Genomic DNA, 17,572 nt, shown 5'->3' on the forward strand with positions numbered 1-17,572 from the left:
CCCGCGGGGGGGGGCCCCGCCCCCCGGGGGGGGGCCAACCCGCCGGGCGCCCGGCGGGGGGGGGGGGCGGGGGGGGGGGGGGCCCCCCGCCGCCCCCCCCCCCCCCCCCGGCCGCCTTCCCCGGCCCCACGCACACCGCACACCGCACACCGCACACCGCACCCCGCACCCCGCACAGCACGGAACCGGAAGGAGCGCCCATGGCACGGATGCCGTCGGCCGAGCGACGCCGGCAGCTGACCGAGGCCGCGATCCGCGCGATGACCCGCGACGGCGTCGCCGGGACGACGACCAGGTCGATCTGCGCCGAGGCGGGCGTCTCGCTGAGCGTCTTCCACTACTGCTTCGACTCCAAGCAGGCCCTGCTCGAATCCGTGATCGGGGCGATCACCGATCACAGCGTCATCCGGGTGCAGGAGGCGATCCAGCCCAGGGCCACGCTGCACGAGACCGTCCGGGCGGGCTTCCAGGCGTACTGGGACCATGTGTCCGCCCATCCCGGCGAACACATGCTCACGTACGAGCTCACCCAGTACGCGCTGCGCCGCCCGGGCTTCGAACACCTGGCGCGACGGCAGTACGAGCGGTACTGCGACACCTACACCGAACTCATCGAGCAGCTCCGGGAGCACGTGGCCTTCGAACTCCGCGTGCCCGTGAGCGTGCTGGCCCGCTATCTGGCCGCGATGACCGACGGACTGACCCTGAACCACCTCGCGCTCGGCGACCCCAGGATCTCGGCGGACATCCTCGACATGATCACCGACCATGTCGCGGGCCTGATCGGCAAGACACCCCGCACGCACCTGCCGGGCCGCCTCGACCAGGTTCCAAGGGCGAACCAGCTGCCCGGCCGGAGTGGATGACGCTCGCCCCGAACTCCCACGAACATCGAAACTCGGCGCCCCGAAGGCCGAAGGGCGCCGTCCCGTGCGGTGATCCACGGGGCGGCGCCCTTCGCCGTCCGTCAGGCCCGGTCCAGCAGCGTGGTCAGGACCTCGTGGAGGACCGCTTCCGGGTCCGCCACCGCCTGCGACGAGCGCCAGGCCACGAAGCCGTCCGGGCGGACGAGGACCGCGCCCTCCCGGGTCGTGCCGTGTACCTCGGTCCAGTCGCCGCCGTTCGCGGGGATCAGGTCGGCCTCCGGCCCGGCGCCGATCGCGTACGCGTCCAGGGGCAGGCCCAGTTGGTCGGCGACGGACCGCGCCGCGGCGCGCCACGGCGTGTCCTCGGAGCTGAGCAGGACGAAGGAGCGCTCGTAGAGGTCCACGGTGGACTTCGGATCCGGGTCCCCCGGTCCGCAGAGCCACATGTGCGGAGCGCGCGTGCCCGGCTCTCCGCAGAGCCGCATCCGTTCGGGCACGACGGGCTGCTCGGGGTCGGCTCCGAGCACCGCGCCCCGGGGGTAGCGGTAGCCCATGGCCACGGAGAGGACCCCGCCCTGCCGGCCTGCGGCGCCGCGCGGGGCGGAGTCGGCCGCGGCCTCGGGCTCGGACAGCGGGAGGGGCGCCGGAACGGCCTCGGGAATGATTTCGGGGTCGGGCTCGTACCCCGGGTGACTGTGCTCCGCGGAGCGGGCCGAGGCGCGCTCGCCCGTCGCCCGGGCCACCGGCAGCCGCTCCGCCTCGTAGGTCTGCAACAGCCCCGGCCCCGCCGTACCGTTCAGCACGGCTGCGAGCTTCCAGGCCAGGTTGTGGGCGTCCTGGATGCCGGTGTTCGAGCCGAACGCCCCGGTGGGGGACATCTCGTGGGCGGAGTCACCGGCCAGGAAGACCCGGCCGGCCCCGTACCGCTCCGCGACCCGCTCGGCCGCGTGCCAGGGGGCCTTCCCGGTGATCTCGACGTCCAGGTCGGGCGCGCCGACGGCCCGGCGGATGTGCTCGACGCAGCGCTCGTCGGTGAAGTCCTCGAGCGTCTCGCCCCGGTCCGGGTGCCAGGGCGCGTGGAAGACCCACCGCTCGCTGTTGTCGACCGGCAGCAGGGCCCCGTCGGCGTCGGGCTTGGTCAGGTAGCACACGATGAAGCGCCGGTCGCCGACCACGTGGGCCAGCATCCGGGACCGGAAGGTGATGCTCACGTTGTGGAACAGGTCGCCGGAGCCGCTCTGGCCGATCCGGAGCTCCTCCCGTACGGGGCTGCGCGGCCCGTCGGCGGCCACGAGGTAGTCCGCGCGCACCGTGCTGTGCTCCCCGGTGTCCCGGTCCTTCACGATCGCGGTGACCCCGCCCGGATCCTGGTCGAAGGAGAGGAGTTCGGTGGAGAACCGCAGGTCGGCTCCGAGGGAGGGGGTCACGGACATCAGCACCGGCTCGATGTCGTTCTGGCTGCACAGACACCAGGACGACGGGCTGAAGCGCGCGAGCGCGCCGCCCGGGTCGATCTGCTCGAAGAGCCACTCCTGATCGTCTCCGGTCAGCGAGCCGCCCTGGAGGATGCCGTGGTTGTCCGCCAGGACCGAGGCGGCCTCCCGGATCCGGTCCTCGACGTCGGCGACCCGGAACAGCTCCATCGTCCGAACGTTGATACCGCGTCCGCGTGGGTGCATCGAGGTACCCGCGTGCTTCTCGACCACCATGTGTCCGATGCCATGCCGGCCGAGGAAGAGCGAGGTGCACAGACCCACCAGCGAGCCGCCCACGATGAGGACCGGGACGTGGTGGTCGACGTTTTCCTTCATGGCTCTTCCATGCCCTGTACGAGGCCGGTTCCCTCGCCCGTTCACCCGCTTGGTTCTCTCATCTCGCGCCGCAGGGATTACGGGACAACGATCGGTTCGGGTGGCGCCGCCCGTGGCGACCGTGTGGTCTCGAAGGAGTGTGAACGATGACAACCTTGTCGGAACGGATATCCCAGTCCGCCTTCGACGGCTCGAGGCTTCGGGTCGTGCTGCTGCTGGATCTGTACGACGGTGCGCAGAATCAGTTCCTGGAGGTGTACGAACATCTCCAGAAGCAGGTGTCCTCCGTCCCCGGACACATCAGCGACGAGTTGTGCCAGTCGATCGAGAATCCGTCGCAGTGGCTCATCACCAGTGAGTGGGAGAGCGCACCGCGGTTCCTGGCCTGGGTCAACAGCGAGGAACACGTCGCGTCGGTGCAGCCGCTCCACGGCTGCGTACGGGACACCCGCTCGCTGCGTTTCAGCGTGCTGCGGGAGACCGGCAAGAGCCCCAGCCCCGATTCCGCCGCCCTGACCGGCGCCCTCGCCTCCTCCGCCTTCCCGGGGGCCGCGGACCGGGCCCGGGGCCGCCTCCAGGCCGCACCGCGGCGCGGGGACGGCGTGGTCCGCCACGCGCTGACCTTCACCGTGAAGCCGGGCAGCGAGCCGGTGGTGGCGGAGCTGCTGGCCGGATACGCCTCCCCGCAGGCCCAGGTCGACGAGAGCACCCGGCTGCGCCGCACCTCCCTGTTCATGCACGGCAACCGCGTCGTCCGGGCGGTCGAGGTCGAGGGCGACCTCCTCGCGGCCCTGCGCCATGTGGCCCGGCAGCCCGGGGTGCGGGCGCTGGAGGAGGCCATCAACCCGTACCTGGAGCAGGACCGGGATCTCAGCGACCCCGGATCGGCGCGGATGTTCTTCACCCGGGCGGCCCTCCCGGCGGTGCACCATGTGGCGGCGGGTGGCCGCGCGCCCGCGGACGTCCGGCGGCACGCCCTCTTCTACCCCGCGAAGGACGGATGCGGCATGGCGCTCGCCCGGCTGCTCGCCGGGCAGGACGAGGCGGCCGTGGACGACCCGACGAGCCCGATCGTGGGCAGCACCGTGTTCCAGCGCGACGACATCGTCGTGCGGCTCCTCGATCTGCGCGGCCCGCTCGACGCGCGGCCCGCGCTGGCCCTCGGTGTCGAGGGCGGCCACAAGGCGGCCGTGCTCGCCCGGCTGCTCGACAGCGCCAAGGACGGCGTCCCGACCACGGACCAGGAGATCTCACGCTTCCTCGCGCGCTCTGAAATGCGCCTGATCACCGACCGGCGTACGCCGGCCCAAGCCTGAGGAGTTGTCCGACATGACCGCTCGACTGACCATGGAAGAACTGGCCGCCCTGATGAAGAAGGGTGCCGGGATCACCGTCGATCCCGCGGCCATGGCGAGCCGCCCCGACTCGGGCTTCGACGAGTGGGGGCTCGACTCCCTCGGACTCCTCGGCATCGTCGGTGAGCTGGAGAACCGGCACAGCCGGCCGCTGCCCGCCGACGCGGACCGGTGCAAGTCGCCGCGCGAGTTCCTCGACCTCGTCAACAACGCCCTGGCGGCCTGAAGACCAAGCGCCCGCACACGCCCTCGAGACCGGCCCGGTGCCGGTCCCGAGGGCGTGCCGCGTCGTGTCGCGCCGTGCCGAGTCCTATGCCGGCCGGCGTCACCCGGGCACGGTGCACTCGAAGGCGTGCAGGTACGCGTTGACCGGCCGGATCTCGCCGATCACCAGACCGGCGTCCTCCATGCGGGCGCAGAGGCTGGCCTTGGTGTGCTTCGCGCCACCGACGTTGAGGAGCAGCAGCAGGTCCATGGCGGTGGTGAACTTCATCGACGGGGTGTCGTCGACCAGGTTCTCGATGATGACGACCCTGGATCCGGGGCGGGCCGCGTCCACGACGTTCCGCAGGGTCCTGCGGGTGCTGTCGTCGTCCCACTCCAGGATGTTCTTGATGATGTACATGTCGGCATCGACCGGGATGGCCTCGCGGCAGTCCCCGGGAACGATGTCGGCCCGCCCGGCGAGCGGACCGCCGTCGCGCAGGCGGGGGTCCGCCTTCGCCGCCACGCCCGGCAGGTCGAGCAGGACGCCTCGTAGCGTGGGGTGCTTCTCCAGCAGCCCGGCCAGTACGTGCCCCTGGCCGCCGCCGATGTCCGCGACCACCGAGATCCCGGTGAGGTCGAGGAGTTCCGCGACGTCCAGCGCCGACTGCATGCTGGAGGTGGTCATGGCCCGGTTGAAGACGTGGGCCGACTCGTGGGCGTCCTGGTGCAGGTAGTCGAAGAACCCCTTGCCGTACAGCTCCTGGAAGACGCTGCCGCCGGACCGGACGGCGTCGTCGAGCCGCGGCCAGGCCTGCCAGGTCCAGGGTTCCGTGCACCACAGGGCGATGTAGCGCAGGCTCTGCGGGTCGTCCTCGCGCAGCATCCGCGACATGTCCGTGTGGACGAACTTGCCGTCCTCCGTCTCCGCGAAGATCCCGTAGCAGGACAGGGCGCGGAGCAGCCGTTGCAGGGGCAGCGGCTCGGAGTTCACGGCCACCGCGAGCTCGGCCGCGGTGGCGGGCGACTCACCGAGGGCGTCGGCCACCGCGAGCCGGGCCGCCGCTCGTACGGCGGCGGCGCAGGCCGCTCCGAAGACGAGCTCCCGCAGGCGCATGGCCGGCTGCGGGGTGTGCTGGGGAGCCGGGATCGGGGTCGGGGTGGGACTTACCGTGGTCATGAGGCCTCGATTCTGCTGATCGGAGGGAACAACGCGTCAGCACATCCCGGCCGGTACGGAGGATCCGCACCGGTTGTTGACGAACCGGTTGCCCGTTCCGGTCCCCTGGTTGGCCAGGTCCGCCGGCTTGTTGTCCCGCACGTCGTTGCCCTGGATGACGTTGTCGGTGTTCGTCGCGCCCACGAAGCTCTTGAACAGCAGGATTCCGCCCGACAGCGGGGAGGCTCCGACGTTGCCGCGGATGGAGTTCGACCGCACCACCGTTTCCTCCGCCCCGGTGAGGACGATGCCCACGCCCTGGATGTCGGGAAGGCGGCTGTTGCCCTTGCAGAACTTGTTGTTCTCGTGGATCCGGTTGCCGCGGATGGTCATGTCGCCGGCGCCGGGCTCGCCCTCGTCGCCGACGACGAAGACGCCGCCGCAGTTGCCGGTGACGGTGTTGCCGTAGACCGCGAGGTTCCTGACGCGCCTGACGGTGACGCCGATCCGGTTGCCGGTCAGCGTGTTCCTGCGGACCACGGCGCCCAGGGTGTCGGTGGCGCCGCCCTCCCGCTCGACGGTGTTGGCGATGAAGATGCCCGACTCGGCGTTGTCACGGGCGAGGTTGTCGCGGAAGAGCCCGCGGGTGGACCTCTCCTGGGCGATGCCCCAGGTGCCGTTCCGCTCGGAGGTCACCCGCTGGACGCTCAGCCGGTCGGTGTAGGAGGCCCAGATGCCGTTGCGCTTGAAGCCCGAGACCGTGAGGTTGCGGATGTCCACGTCGACGACGGGGTGCTCCGCCGTCCCCATGACGCAGATGCCGGTGTCGGCCTGTGAGCAGGCGAGTGCCCGTCCGGTCGCGGCCTGCGCCCCGGTCGCCACCGGTGTGCCGGGTGCCGGTGGCGTCCCGGGTGCCACCGGCGCCCCCGACGCGCCGGGTTCCGGCGTGCCCGGCGTCACGGGCGACACCGGGGTGCCCGGCGACACGGGGGTGCCCGGCGACACCGGCGTCCCAGCCGTGACCGGCGGCTTGATCACCGTCCCGGCACCCCACCCCCGCAGGGTCAGCCTCTTGGTGATCAGCACGTTCTCGTAGTAGGTGCCGGGCATCACGGTGATGATGTCGCCCGGCCTGGCGGAGTTCACCGCGTCCTGGATCGAGTCGCCCGGGTGCACTCGGCGCCCGGCGGCGGCAGCGGTCGGCGCGAGCACGCCGAGACCTGCGGCCATGACGACTGCGATGCACGTGAGGGACTTGATTTGTCGGTTCGTCACGATGCCGAAGTTATGGGCGATTCCGACCTATCGCCACACCGTGTGAGCGGATGGACACATCCCGTGGGCAAACGGCCGCATTTTGCCGTCCGGAGGAGTGGATAGTCGTACTCCGGACGACGGCCGAACGGGGTGACGCCCGATCAGCTCCGGCCCCACGGCGTGTCGCCCGGCCCGGCCACCCCCCTGGGACGCGTCACACGGCGGCGAGACCCGCCGCGCCGAAGGAGACGTCGAAGCGGTCGCACCAGATGGTGACGCTGCTGAATCCGGCCACGTCCACGTCGGCGGGGACGGCGTAGTTCTGGTCGCCCTTGTTGCCCTTGAGCTTGCCGAGGCTGACGTATTTGCCGTCGTCGAAGACGCGCCAGCCCGCCACGCCCTCCTTCACCGGAGCATCGGTCAGCCACACCCGCAGGTCCGGGCCGTTGCTGGTGTCGAGGTTCGTCAGGCGCAGGGTGTGGGACCCGTCGGGGAGCCGGATGAGCTCCACCTGGCCGGTGGTGCTGTGCTCGTGGCTGATGAGCGTCCCGCGGGCGACGGTCACCGGGGCGGCCGGGGCACCCGGTACGGCCGCGGGTGCGCCGGGGCCCGAGGGCGCGGCGGCGGCGGGAAGCGCCTCCCGGACGGTCTCGTCCTGCCACAGCTTCCACGGCTGCAACCAGTAGAGCCCCGCTGCCAGCACCACCGTCACCGCGATCGCCACTGCGGCCCACAGTCGTCCGCGCCGCCCTGTCCCTGCCACTGTCCTGGTCACTGCCGATCCCTCTTCCTCACTCTGTCCGTCCCCACGGATTGAACGCGGTCGGGACGCCGTGCGCCATGCCCGCTCCGATGAGAGAAGTCTTACGTCCCCGCCCCGGGCCGTTGCCCCCTGCTCGGCGTTCGGGCTGGTGGGACGGGGTTTCCCGGATACGCAGGGGATGGGCAACGGGCAACCCGTCGACCCCGGTGCGGGGCCGGGGCAGGCTGAAGCCGTCAGCACGAGGCAAGCACCACAAGGGGAAATCATGCGCAAGATGTTCCGCGGCGCCGCCGCGCTCGCCACCGCCGTCGTCGCCGTTCTCGCGCTCAGCGGAACGGTCGAGGCGAAGCCGGCCGACGCGTGGGCCGGCTGCCCGGACGGGGCGGTCTGCATCTACCCTCAGGACCAGAACCCCGCCGTCAAGCCGACGCACGTCTTCTACGCCTACGGGGCCCACAACCTGACCAACCAGTACGGGAACCACTGGGTCCTCAACAACCAGCACAGCGGTGCGACCGCAAATCTGTGCACGGGTTCCGGAGGCTCGGGCTGCGGCAGTCCCATCGCCGCCAAGACCGGTGTCTACGCCAACCTCACACCCGTCAACTCGGTCCGGCTGAACCGCCCCTGACCGTCCCGTCACGGCAGTTTCCGGAGCCGCCGGCCGGGCGGCTCCGCAAGCTCGTGTGCTGGTCGTACCGGCCCGAAGAGGCGGCCGTCCGTCCCACCCCCGCTGTAGCCTGGGCCCTGCCGTACCGCTGCCTGGGCGCGCGTTGCCATGGGGGATGTCGTGGGAGATCCGGACCGCCGGCGGAAGACCGGTCACCAGCACGCGTCCGACGACGCCGCGATGCCCTTTCCCGCACAGCTGAGACGTCTGCGGGTGCAACGCGGCCTGTCCCTCGCGGACCTCGCACGGCAGACGCACTACAGCAAGGGCTACCTCAGCAAGATCGAGACCGGCTCGAAGCGCGTCACCGTCGACGTCGCGCGGCGCTGCGACGACGTACTGCGGGCGGGCGGTGAACTTCTGCGGATGGTCCGGGAAACGGGTCCGCGCGGCGCCGACGGCGGCGCCGACGGCGACGGTGTGGGCATCGGCCGGGGGGACGCCGATGCCCACACCGGTCCGCAGGCGGACGGCGAATGCCCCTACCGCGGCCTGCCGGCCTTCACCGCGCGGGAGGCGCGGTGGTTCTTCGGGCGGGAGCGGGCGACGGCCGAGCTGATCGAGCGGCTCTTCGAGCGGATCGGCGACGGTCCGCTGATGCTGCTCGCCCCGTCGGGCGCCGGCAAGTCCTCCCTGCTCAACGCCGGTCTTGTACCGGCGCTGCGGCGCGGCGGCTTCCCCATGCCGGGCTCCGCCAGCTGGCCGGTGCTGCGGTTCACGCCCACCGCGCATCCGCTGGAGGAGCTGCTGGACTGCGCCGCCAAGGTCCTGGGCGGCGATCCGGGCGTCACCGCGGGTGAGGTGCGGGACCGGCCGGACGCGCTGCTCGAGGCCGTCCGGCGGCTGTCGCTCCGTCCGCCGGCGGACGGCCCGGACCGGACGTCGCCGCCCCCGCGTCCCGTGCTGCTCGTCGACCAGTTCGAGGAGCTGTTCACGCTCTGCTCCGACGAGGGCGAGCGGCGCGCCTTCGTACGGGTGCTCTGCGCCCTGGCGGCCGCCCCTGCCGAGCCGGACGGGCTCGACCCGGCCGTCGTGGTGCTCGGCGTACGGGCCGACTTCTCCGGGAACTGCCTGGACCTGCCCGAGCTGGCCCCGGTGTTCACCGGAGGGCTGTTCGTGCTGCCCCCGATGTCCCCGGCGGAGCTGCGGGAATCGATCACCCGGCCGGCCGAGCTGGCCGGTCTCACCCTCGAACCGGGGCTGTTCCCGCTGCTGCTGCGCGATGTCGGCCTGCGCGGCGTGGGCCTGCGCGACGATCCGCCCGACCGGACGCCCTCCGGGGTGCTGCCCCTGGTCTCCCACGCCCTGATGGCCACCTGGCGCCAGCGCGAGGGCGCCACCCTGACCGTCGCCGGGTACGAGCGCACCGGAGGCATCCAGGGCGCCATCGCCCGTACCGCCGAGGAGGTGTTCACCCGCCTGTACCCGGCCGAGCAGAACACCCTCCGCCGCGTCCTGGTGCGGCTGGTGCACGTAGCCGACGGTACGGGGGCCACGCGGCGCCGGATGAGCCGGACCGCGCTGATGGAACAACTGGCCGACGCGGGCCCCGCCGCGGCCGCCCTCGACACCTTCGTGCGGGCCCGCCTGATCACCATGGACAGCGACACCGTCGAGATCACCCACGAGGCCCTGCTGCACGCGTGGCCGCGGCTGCGCGGCTGGATCCGTGCCGACCGGGCCGGGCTCCTGATCCACCAGCAACTGGCCCATGCCGCGGCCGAATGGGAGCGCGAGGGCCGCGACCCGTCGGCGCTCCACCGCGGGACCCGGCTGGACACCGCCCGGGCCTGGGCCGAGGAGCACGACGGCCGGAGCCGGCTCGGCCCGCTGGAAGCCGCCTTCCTGGAGGCGAGCCGGGAGGCGCAGGAGAGCCGTGAGCGGCAGGCGGGGCGTCAGGTGCGGCTCAGGCAGTGGATGCTGGCCACGCTGGTCGTCCTGCTGGTCCTCGCCGTGGGCGCCGGGGGCCTGGCGTACCAGCAGCGAGCGGGCGCGCTCGGCCAGGAGCGCGTCGCGCGTTCGCGGGCGCTCGCCCTGCAGTCCGCGGCGCTGGCCGCGGGCCAGCCCGAGGCGTCGATACTGCTGGCCGGGGAGGCGTACCGGGCCTCGCCGACGAGCGAAGCGCGCGGGGCGCTGCTGAGCACCCAGTCCCAGCCGTTCATCGCCCGCCTGGGCGGGCACGACGGGCCGGTCAACGCGGTGGCCTTCGCCCCGGGCAACGGCGCGCTGGCGACGGCCAGTTCCGACGGGACGGTGACCCTGCGGCGGGTGGCCGACCGCCGGACGACCGCCACCTTCACGATGCCCGGGCGGGTGCGCGCGGTCGCCTTCAGCCCCGACGGCGGGATGCTCGCGGCCACGTCGACGGACGGGCCGACGCGCCTGTGGGACACCGCCGGCCACGGCACGCGGGCGCAGCTCCCGGCGAGGACGGCGGGCGCCCGGGCCGTGGCCTTCGCGCCCGACGGGCGGACGCTGGCCGTCGCCGGCGCCGACGGGACGATCGGGCTGTGGGACACGGCCGGGGAGCACCTCGCCGTCGGGTCCCTCACCGGCCACACCGGCCGGGTCAACGCCCTGGCGTACGCCGCCGACGGCCGGACGCTGGTGTCGGCCGGCGCCGACCGGACCGTACGGCTGTGGGATCCGGTGGACGCGCAGCCGCTGGCCGTCCTCACCGGGCACACCGACGAGGTCCTGGGGGCGGCCTTCGCCCCGGACGGCCGGACGGTCGCCACGGGGGGCGTCGACCGCACGGTACGGCTGTGGGACGTGGCCGGGCGGCGGACGACCGCGACGCTGACGGGGCACAGCGACGACGTCAACGGGGTGGCCTACACCCCGGACGGGACGACGGTCGTCAGCGCGGGCGGCGACGGTACGACCCGGCTGTGGGACGTGGCCGGGGGCCGGCCGACGGCGACGCTCGCCGGGCACACCGATTACGTTCTCGGGGTGGCCGTGGACAGCGGTGGCGCGGTGCTGGCCACCGCCGGGTTCGACCAGTCGGTGGTGCTGTGGGACCTGCGGGGCGCGGTGCTGGCCTCACGGCCGTTCACGGAGGTCTGGCACGCCGCGTACAGCCCGGACGGGAAGCGGCTGGCCACCGCGGAGGCCGATCACGCGGTACGGCTGTGGGACGTGGCGGGGCGCCGGGTCCTGGCCACGTTCGCGGGGCACAGCGAGACGGTGTTCTCGGTGGCCTTCGCCCCCGACGGGCGGACCCTGGCCTCGGCCGGCTCGGACGGCACGATCCGGCTCTGGGACACGGCGGCCCGCGGCCGGTCGGCCGTGCTCACCGGCCAGGGCGGGACGGTCTTCGCGGTGGCCTTCGCCCCGGACGGGCGGACCCTGGCCTCGGCCGGGTCGGACGGCTCCGTACGGTTGTGGGACGTCGCGGGGCGCCGCCCGCTCGCGGTGCTCGCCGGTCATACGGACTTCGCCAACGACGTGGCGTTCAGCCCCGACGGTCGCACGCTGGCGAGCGCCGGGGACGATCTGACGGTCCGTCTCTGGGACGTGGCGGGGCGCCGCCCGCTGACCACGCTCACCGGCCACCGGGGTGCGGTGCGCGGTGTGGCCTTCAGCCCGGACGGGCGGACGCTCGCGAGCAGCGGCAACGAGGGCACCGTGCGTCTGTGGGACGCCCGGCGGCACCGCTTCGTGGCGGCGCTGGCCGGGCACACCGGCTCCGCGCGGGGCATCGCCTTCTCCCCCGACGGCCGGACGCTCGCGAGCAGCGGCAACGACCGCACGGTCCGGTTGTGGGACGTGGCCGGGCGCCGGACGGTGGCCGCGCTGTCGGGTCACGCGAACGCGGTGTGGGGCGTCGTCTTCGCCCCCGACGGGCGGACGGTGGCCAGCAGCAGTACGGACGGCACCGTACGACTGTGGGACCTGGACGTCGGGACGCGGCTGGCGGCGATCGGCCGGCTGCGGGAGTCCGCCGGCTCCGAGGGGCGGGACGGGGGTCCGGCTTAGGCCGTGTCTTGCCGTCGGGCCGGGGGTCCGGCCTGATCGGCAGGAATCCCCGGGTCAGGCGTTCGCGATGACGAGCAGGGTGCGTGCGGCGGCCGGCCCCGACAGGCGGCAGCGGTGCGGGACTTCGCCCCGGTGGTGGGCGCTCAGGCCCGCGCGCAGGGTCAGCGGCTCCTCGCCCTCGATCTCCAGGACGATCTCGCCCTCCAGGACGTAGAGGAGGTCCTCACCGGGGTGTTCGAACCAGCCGCGCTCGCCCCGGCCGGGCTCGAAGTGGTGCTCGTACGCCTCCATCAGGGTGCTGCGCCCGCCGGGGATGAGCACCTGGGCGACCTGGCCCGCGGCCTCGTCCACCCGGATCACCTGGGGGTCGCGCAGTCGCCCCGGGACTGCTTCCCACACCGGGCGAGACCGCGGCGGCCCTGGCGGACAGCGCCCGCAGCGGCGCCCTGGCCGCCGACCTCGGCCAGCCTGGCCCGGGCCGGACAGGGCTTCGCGCTGGGCGCCGTCATCGGCAGCGCGCTCGGCTTCACCACCGGCTACCTGCCGAAGGTGTCCGCCGCCATCACGCCGGTGGTCTCCTTCCTCCGGCCGATCCCGGCCATCGCGCTGGTGCCGCTCGCGACCGCCTGGTTCGGCATCGGCGAGAGCGCCAAGCGGCTGCTCATCGCGTACGCCGTCCTGCTCGCCGTCTGGCTGTACGTCCACGACGGGGTGTCCCGGGTGCCGGTCTCCCCTCTGCGGGGCGGCCCGGTCGCTGGGGGCCCCGCTGCACCGGCGGTTCACCGAGGTGCTGCTGCCCGCCGCCGCTCCCGCCCTGCTCGCGGCGCTGCGCTACGGGGCCTCGGTGGCCCTGCTCGCGCTGGTGGCGGCCGAACTGGGCGGGCGTGAGCTGCGGGTCGTCGCCGGCCTGTCCCGGTTCTCCGACTGGCGGCTGCTCACCCGCACCGGCCGGCAGATCACCGGGTTCGCCGCGCTGAAGGGCCGCAAGGCCGGAGTCCCGCAGGGCACGAACGTCGAGTACGCGCTGTCGCGGATGCTCGCGTCGGCGCAGCTCACCGCGGCGGACGTCACCGTGACTCGCGGGTGCTGGAGCTCGACCCGCGCACCGGTGCGGAGGTGCGGTCGTGCGAGGACAACCCGCCGCAGAACTTCTTCAGCCCGTACATGTCCAGCGCTCAGCGCCTGCCCAACGGGAACACCTTCGTGGCGGAGGGTTCCTTCGGGCGGCTCTTCGAGGTGACCCCAGGAGGGGACGTCGTCTGGGAGTTCGTCGTCCCGCAGTTCCGGTCCTTCGGGGAGGGTGTGGGCCTGGAGTCCTCGGCCGGCGCCCAGAACCCGGTCTTCCGCGCCTACCGGTACGCCGCCGAGCAGTTCCCCTGGCTCTGAGCGCCGCCCGGGCAACATCACTGCCAACTTCTCTTAATATTCCGGTCATTGTATGGCATCGGTGCCGGGCGTAGCGTTTTCGGGAGAATTCGATGGCGGTCCGGAGACGTGACCCCGCATCGGCTTCCTTTCCGAACGCCGAGCAGGAAGGCGCTATTCCACGTGTCCGATTCCTCATCGCCCCCGGCACTCCTGCACCTCGCCGTCGCCCTCGACGGCGCGGGCCGGCACCCGGCCGCCTGGCGCGAGCCGGGTGCCCGGCCCGGCGAACTCTTCACCGCCCGCTACTGGGCCGGCCTCGCCGCCGAGGCCGAGACGGGGCTGCTCGACTTCGCCGTCTTCGAGGACGGCCTCGCCCTCCAGTCCTCCACGCCCACCGGATCCGACGAGCGCACGGACCGGGTCCGCGGGCGGCTGGACGCGGTGCTCACCGCCGCCCGTGTCGCCCCCCTGACCCGGCGGATCGGGCTGGTCCCGGCCGTGACGGCCACTCACACCGAGCCCTTCCACATCTCCAAGGCCGTCGCCACGCTCGACCACGTGAGCCGCGGCCGCGCCGGTCTGCGGATCCAGGTCTCCGGACTCCCCCACGAGGCACGGCACTTCGGGCGCCGGAGCCCTGCGCCCGCCGACGGGAAGCTGCACGGGGAGCTGTGGGGGGAGCTGTGGGGGGAGGCCGCCGACCACGTCGAGGTGATCCGGCGGCTGTGGGACAGCTGGGAGGACGACGCCGAGATCCGGGACGCGGCCACGGGCCGGTTCGTCGACCGCGACAAGCTGCACCACATCGACTTCGAGGGCCGCCACTTCAGCGTCCGCGGGCCGTCGATCACCCCGCGCCCACCGCAGGGGCAGCCCGTCGTCAGCGCGTCCGGCGACGGCGAGGCCTCGTACGCGCTGATCGCCCGGTCCACCGACGTCGGGTACGTGCCCGCGCACGACGGCGACCGTACGCGCGCCGCCGTAGCCTCGGTCCGGCGGGCGCGGGAGGCGGCCGGGCGCACCGCGGTCCCCCTGCACCTCTTCGGGGACCTCACGGTGTTCCTGGACGCGGACGCTCCGGCGGCCGTCGCACGGCTGGAGCGCCTGGACGCGCTCGCGGGTCTCCCGTACGGCGCTGAGGGCGCGGTCTTCGCCGGGAGCCCCGGGCAGCTGGCGGACCTGCTCCTGGAGCAGCGGGCGGCGGGTCTGTCGGGCTTCCTGCTGCGGCCGGGCGTGATCGCCCACGACCTGCCCGCCATCACCCGGTCCCTGGTGCCGGAGCTCCAGCGGCGCGGGGTCTTCCGCCGGGCGTACGAGGCGGACACCCTGCGCGGCCTGCTCGGGCTGGACCGCCCGGCCAGCCGCTACGCACGGTCGGCCGCCTGATCGCCGGCCCGTCCCGCCGCCCGACCCGCCGCCCGACCCGGACCCTCCGGAAGGACGAACCATGAGCAGCAAGCCGCTCAAGCAGATCCATCTCGCGGCCCACTTCCCGGGCGTCAACAACACCACCGTGTGGAGCGACCCGGCCGCCGGCAGCCACATCGACTTCGACTCGTTCATCCACTTCGCACAGACCGCCGAGCGCGCCAAGTTCGACTTCCTCTTCCTCGCGGAGGGGCTTCGCCTGCGGGAACAGGGCGGCGAGATATACGACTTGGACGTGGTCGGCCGACCCGACACCTTCACGGTGCTCGCCGCCCTGGCGGCGGTCACCGAGCGCATCGGCCTGACCGGCACCATCAACTCCACCTTCAACGAGCCCTACGAGGTGGCCCGCCAGTTCGCCACGCTCGACCACCTCTCGGAGGGCCGGGCCGCCTGGAACGTCGTCACCTCCTGGGACGCCTTCACCGGCGAGAACTTCCGGCGCGGCGGATTCCTGCCGCGCGAGGACCGCTACTCCCGCGCCCGGGAGTTCCTGGCGACCGCCACCGAGCTGTTCGACTCCTGGGACGGCTCCGAGATCGCCGCCGACGCCGGTTCGGGCCTCTTCCTGCGCGACGCCCGGGCCGGGGCCTTCGCGCACCGGGGGCAGCACTTCGACATCGAGGGCCGGTTCAACGTGCCGCGCAGCCCGCAGGGCCGGCCGGTGATCTTCCAGGCGGGCGACTCCGAGGAGGGCCGGGAGTTCGCCGCCGCCGACGCCGACGCGATCTTCGGCCGGGACGGGACCCTCGACGCGGGGCGGAGGTTCTACGCGGACGTCAAGGGCCGGCTCGCCCGGCACGGCCGTACGCACGACCAGTTGAAGATCCTGCCCGCGGCCACCTTCGTCCTCGGGGACACCGACGCCGAGGCGCGGGAGATCGCCCACGAGGTGCGGCGGCTCCAGGTCAGCGGGCAGACCGCGATCAGGTTCCTGGAGCACGTCTGGAACCGGGACCTGTCCGCCTACGATCCGGACGGCCCGCTGCCCGAGACCGACCCCGAGGTCGGGGAGAACACCATCGCCCTCGGGCGGGCGAGCGTCCGGCAGTTCCGCGACCCGCTGGCCACCGCCCGGCAGTGGCGCGAGCTGGCCCGGGCCAAGAACCTGTCGATCCGCGAGCTGGTCATCGCGACCACCGCCGACCAGACCTTCGTGGGCTCCGCCGCCACGGTCGCCGAGTCGATCAACGACCTGGTACAGGCGGACGCGGCCGACGGTTTCGTCCTGGTTCCCCACATCACCCCGGGCGGCCTGGACGGCTTCGCGGACTCCGTCGTCCCGCTGCTCCAGGAGCGGGGGGTCTTCCGCGCCGAGTACGAGGGCGCCACCCTGCGCGAGCACCTCGGCCTCACGGTCCCTGCCGTCCCGGCCGCCACCTCCCCCGTCCTCTAAGGAGTCCGGCCATTCCCGGCATCCCCCTCGGGGTCCTCGACCTCGTTCCCGTGTCGTCCGGCTCCACAGCCGCCGAGGCCCTGCACCGCAGCATCGATCTCGCCCGTCGCACCGAGGAGTTCGGCTACGCCCGCTACTGGTTCGCCGAGCACCATCTCAATCCGGGGGTCGCCGGGACCTCCCCGGCGGTCGTGCTCGCGCTGACCGCCTCCGCGACCTCGACGATCCGGCTCGGCTCGGGCGCCGTCCAGCTCGGGCACCGCACCGCGTTGTCGACGGTCGAGGAGTTCGGCCTGATCGACGCGCTGCACCCCGGGCGCATCGACCTGGGGCTCGGCCGCTCGGCGGGGCGGCCCCAGGCGCCGGAGGCTCCGGGCGGGCCGCCCGGCACCCCGGTCGTGGCCGGGTACACCACCAACGGGCTGCGGATCCCGGACCGCTTCTCCTTCGCCCATCTGCTGGGCCATCCGCGGGTGGCCCTCCAGCAGCAGCTGCTGAACCTGCCGGGGGCCCGGCCGCAGGAGTACGGCGAGCAGGTCGACGACGTGCTCGCGCTCCTGCGGGGCGAGTACCGCTCCCCGGAGGGGGTGGAGGCGCATGCCGTCCCCGGCGAGGGGGCCGACGTACAGGTGTGGATCCTGGGCAGCAGCGGCGGGGTGAGTGCGGAGACCGCGGGACGCAACGGGCTCCGGTTCGCCGCCAACTACCACGTCAGTCCCGCTTCGGTGCTGGAGGCGGCCGAGGGGTACCGGGCCGCCTTCAAGCCGTCGGCCGAGCTGGAGCGGCCGCATCTGACGGTGTCCGCCGACGTGGTGGTGGCCGAGGACGGGGAGACCGCGCGCGAACTGGCCACGGGGTACGGGGCCTGGGTGCGCAGCATCCGGACGGCCGAGGGGGCCGTCCCCTACCCCACCCCGGCCGAGGCGCGGGCCCTGCCCTGGACGGACGCCGACCGCCAGCTGGTGGCCGACCGGGTGGAGACCCGGTTCGTCGGTTCCGCCCGGACCGTCGCCGACCGCCTGGAGCGGCTCCAGGCGGCGACCGGCGCGGACGAACTGCTGATCACCACCATCACGCACGGCCACGCCGACCGGGTGAACTCCTACCGTCTGCTCGCCGAGGAGTGGCGTCGCCGAGAAGCGAGTTGACGAAGTCGCCGATGAAACCCGGCCATATTTTGGCCGAAATTCCTTTGCAGAAAATGTTGTTGAGAACCCCGTGATCGATAGTACGATTTACACCGAACATGTGGCCTTGGCAATCATCGACCGGGACCTCGACCGTCCAGTTCTACCGCCGAGAACACATGCCGCA

Annotated in this window: 15 protein-coding genes and 1 pseudogene; 10 read left to right on the forward strand and 6 right to left on the reverse strand. The window is 73.2% G+C overall.

The window, feature by feature from the left end; genetic code table 11:
• Nucleotides 1-200 precede the first annotated feature (200 nt).
• The gene (locus ACGFZK_RS35080) at nucleotides 201-866 is read left to right on the forward strand and encodes a TetR/AcrR family transcriptional regulator (RefSeq protein ID WP_393852875.1); all 666 of its coding nucleotides are present in this window, start codon (nucleotides 201-203) and stop codon (nucleotides 864-866) included.
• 101 nt (nucleotides 867-967) lie between these two features.
• Here ACGFZK_RS35080 and ACGFZK_RS35085 read toward each other — a convergent pair whose 3' ends face one another.
• Entirely contained in the window at nucleotides 968-2,677 is a 1,710-nt protein-coding gene (locus ACGFZK_RS35085; protein WP_393852876.1) for an FAD-dependent oxidoreductase, read from the reverse strand.
• 146 nt (nucleotides 2,678-2,823) lie between these two features.
• On the opposite strand from ACGFZK_RS35085, the gene ACGFZK_RS35090 reads away from it, so the two are divergent.
• On the forward strand, nucleotides 2,824-3,993 hold the full coding sequence (locus ACGFZK_RS35090; protein WP_393852877.1) for a SchA/CurD-like domain-containing protein: 1,170 nt from the start codon (nucleotides 2,824-2,826) through the stop codon (nucleotides 3,991-3,993).
• 13 nt (nucleotides 3,994-4,006) lie between these two features.
• The gene (locus ACGFZK_RS35095) at nucleotides 4,007-4,258 is read left to right on the forward strand and encodes an acyl carrier protein (RefSeq protein WP_052873145.1); all 252 of its coding nucleotides are present in this window, start codon (nucleotides 4,007-4,009) and stop codon (nucleotides 4,256-4,258) included.
• A gap of 99 nt (nucleotides 4,259-4,357) precedes the next feature.
• Here the strand turns inward: ACGFZK_RS35095 and ACGFZK_RS35100 are convergent, their stop codons facing one another.
• The 3 genes from ACGFZK_RS35100 to ACGFZK_RS35110 all read right to left on the reverse strand — a co-directional run bounded on the left by ACGFZK_RS35100 (nucleotide 4,358) and on the right by ACGFZK_RS35110 (nucleotide 7,388).
• Nucleotides 4,358-5,416: a methyltransferase gene (locus ACGFZK_RS35100; RefSeq protein WP_393852878.1), complete on the reverse strand. Its 1,059-nt coding sequence runs from the start codon at nucleotides 5,414-5,416 to the stop codon at nucleotides 4,358-4,360.
• Nucleotides 5,417-5,452: 36 nt separating this feature from the next.
• Nucleotides 5,453-6,670: a nitrous oxide reductase family maturation protein NosD gene (locus ACGFZK_RS35105; RefSeq protein WP_393852879.1), complete on the reverse strand. Its 1,218-nt coding sequence runs from the start codon at nucleotides 6,668-6,670 to the stop codon at nucleotides 5,453-5,455.
• A gap of 196 nt (nucleotides 6,671-6,866) precedes the next feature.
• Entirely contained in the window at nucleotides 6,867-7,388 is a 522-nt protein-coding gene (locus ACGFZK_RS35110) for a DM13 domain-containing protein (RefSeq protein ID WP_393852923.1), read from the reverse strand.
• A gap of 292 nt (nucleotides 7,389-7,680) precedes the next feature.
• Between ACGFZK_RS35110 and ACGFZK_RS35115 the strand changes: the two genes are divergently transcribed.
• Together ACGFZK_RS35115 and ACGFZK_RS35120 are read left to right on the forward strand one after the other, a co-directional pair.
• Nucleotides 7,681-8,046, forward strand: coding sequence for a hypothetical protein (locus tag ACGFZK_RS35115; RefSeq protein ID WP_393852880.1), 366 nt, complete (start codon nucleotides 7,681-7,683; stop codon nucleotides 8,044-8,046).
• Nucleotides 8,047-8,205: 159 nt separating this feature from the next.
• Nucleotides 8,206-12,066, forward strand: coding sequence for a helix-turn-helix domain-containing protein (locus ACGFZK_RS35120; protein WP_393852881.1), 3,861 nt, complete (start codon nucleotides 8,206-8,208; stop codon nucleotides 12,064-12,066).
• 54 nt (nucleotides 12,067-12,120) lie between these two features.
• On the opposite strand, the gene ACGFZK_RS35125 is transcribed toward ACGFZK_RS35120, so the two are convergent.
• Both ACGFZK_RS35125 and ACGFZK_RS35130 read right to left on the reverse strand, forming a co-directional pair.
• Complete coding sequence (locus tag ACGFZK_RS35125; RefSeq protein WP_393852882.1) at nucleotides 12,121-12,465, reverse strand: cupin domain-containing protein; 345 nt, start codon at nucleotides 12,463-12,465, stop codon at nucleotides 12,121-12,123.
• A 137-nt stretch (nucleotides 12,466-12,602) separates the two neighbouring features.
• Entirely contained in the window at nucleotides 12,603-12,731 is a 129-nt protein-coding gene (locus ACGFZK_RS35130; protein WP_393852883.1) for a hypothetical protein, read from the reverse strand.
• 197 nt (nucleotides 12,732-12,928) lie between these two features.
• On the opposite strand from ACGFZK_RS35130, the pseudogene ACGFZK_RS35135 reads away from it, so the two are divergent.
• The 5 genes and pseudogenes from ACGFZK_RS35135 to ACGFZK_RS35155 all read left to right on the forward strand — a co-directional run.
• Nucleotides 12,929-13,105, forward strand: a pseudogene (locus ACGFZK_RS35135) (ABC transporter substrate-binding protein); the annotation flags it as partial.
• Nucleotides 13,106-13,149: 44 nt separating this feature from the next.
• Nucleotides 13,150-13,452 (forward strand): hypothetical protein, encoded by a 303-nt coding sequence (locus ACGFZK_RS35140; RefSeq protein WP_393852884.1) that lies wholly within the window; start codon nucleotides 13,150-13,152, stop codon nucleotides 13,450-13,452.
• 162 nt (nucleotides 13,453-13,614) lie between these two features.
• Complete coding sequence (locus ACGFZK_RS35145; RefSeq protein ID WP_393852885.1) at nucleotides 13,615-14,820, forward strand: LLM class flavin-dependent oxidoreductase; 1,206 nt, start codon at nucleotides 13,615-13,617, stop codon at nucleotides 14,818-14,820.
• Nucleotides 14,821-14,881: 61 nt separating this feature from the next.
• Nucleotides 14,882-16,258, forward strand: a complete 1,377-nt coding sequence (locus ACGFZK_RS35150) for an NtaA/DmoA family FMN-dependent monooxygenase (RefSeq protein WP_393852886.1) — start codon at nucleotides 14,882-14,884, stop codon at nucleotides 16,256-16,258.
• An 11-nt stretch (nucleotides 16,259-16,269) separates the two neighbouring features.
• Complete coding sequence (locus ACGFZK_RS35155; protein WP_393852924.1) at nucleotides 16,270-17,406, forward strand: LLM class flavin-dependent oxidoreductase; 1,137 nt, start codon at nucleotides 16,270-16,272, stop codon at nucleotides 17,404-17,406.
• The last annotated feature ends 166 nt before the right edge of the window (nucleotides 17,407-17,572 follow it).

The sequence above is a fragment of the Streptomyces sp. NPDC048257 genome (assembly GCF_043201855.1).
Taxonomy (GTDB): Bacteria; Actinomycetota; Actinomycetes; order Streptomycetales; family Streptomycetaceae; genus Streptomyces.

Excerpts from the sequence above, each read along its gene's own strand:
- ACGFZK_RS35095 (WP_052873145.1), top strand. The coding sequence starts at position 4,007 with ATGACCGCTCGACTGACCATGGAAGAACTGGCCGCCCTGATGAAGAAG.
- ACGFZK_RS35080 (WP_393852875.1), top strand. The coding sequence starts at position 201 with ATGGCACGGATGCCGTCGGCCGAGCGACGCCGGCAGCTGACCGAGGCC.
- ACGFZK_RS35100 (WP_393852878.1), bottom strand. The coding sequence starts at position 5,416 with ATGACCACGGTAAGTCCCACCCCGACCCCGATCCCGGCTCCCCAGCAC.
- ACGFZK_RS35090 (WP_393852877.1), top strand. The coding sequence starts at position 2,824 with ATGACAACCTTGTCGGAACGGATATCCCAGTCCGCCTTCGACGGCTCG.
- ACGFZK_RS35085 (WP_393852876.1), bottom strand. The coding sequence starts at position 2,677 with ATGAAGGAAAACGTCGACCACCACGTCCCGGTCCTCATCGTGGGCGGC.
- ACGFZK_RS35130 (WP_393852883.1), bottom strand. The coding sequence starts at position 12,731 with ATGAGCAGCCGCTTGGCGCTCTCGCCGATGCCGAACCAGGCGGTCGCG.
- ACGFZK_RS35115 (WP_393852880.1), top strand. The coding sequence starts at position 7,681 with ATGCGCAAGATGTTCCGCGGCGCCGCCGCGCTCGCCACCGCCGTCGTC.
- ACGFZK_RS35150 (WP_393852886.1), top strand. The coding sequence starts at position 14,882 with ATGAGCAGCAAGCCGCTCAAGCAGATCCATCTCGCGGCCCACTTCCCG.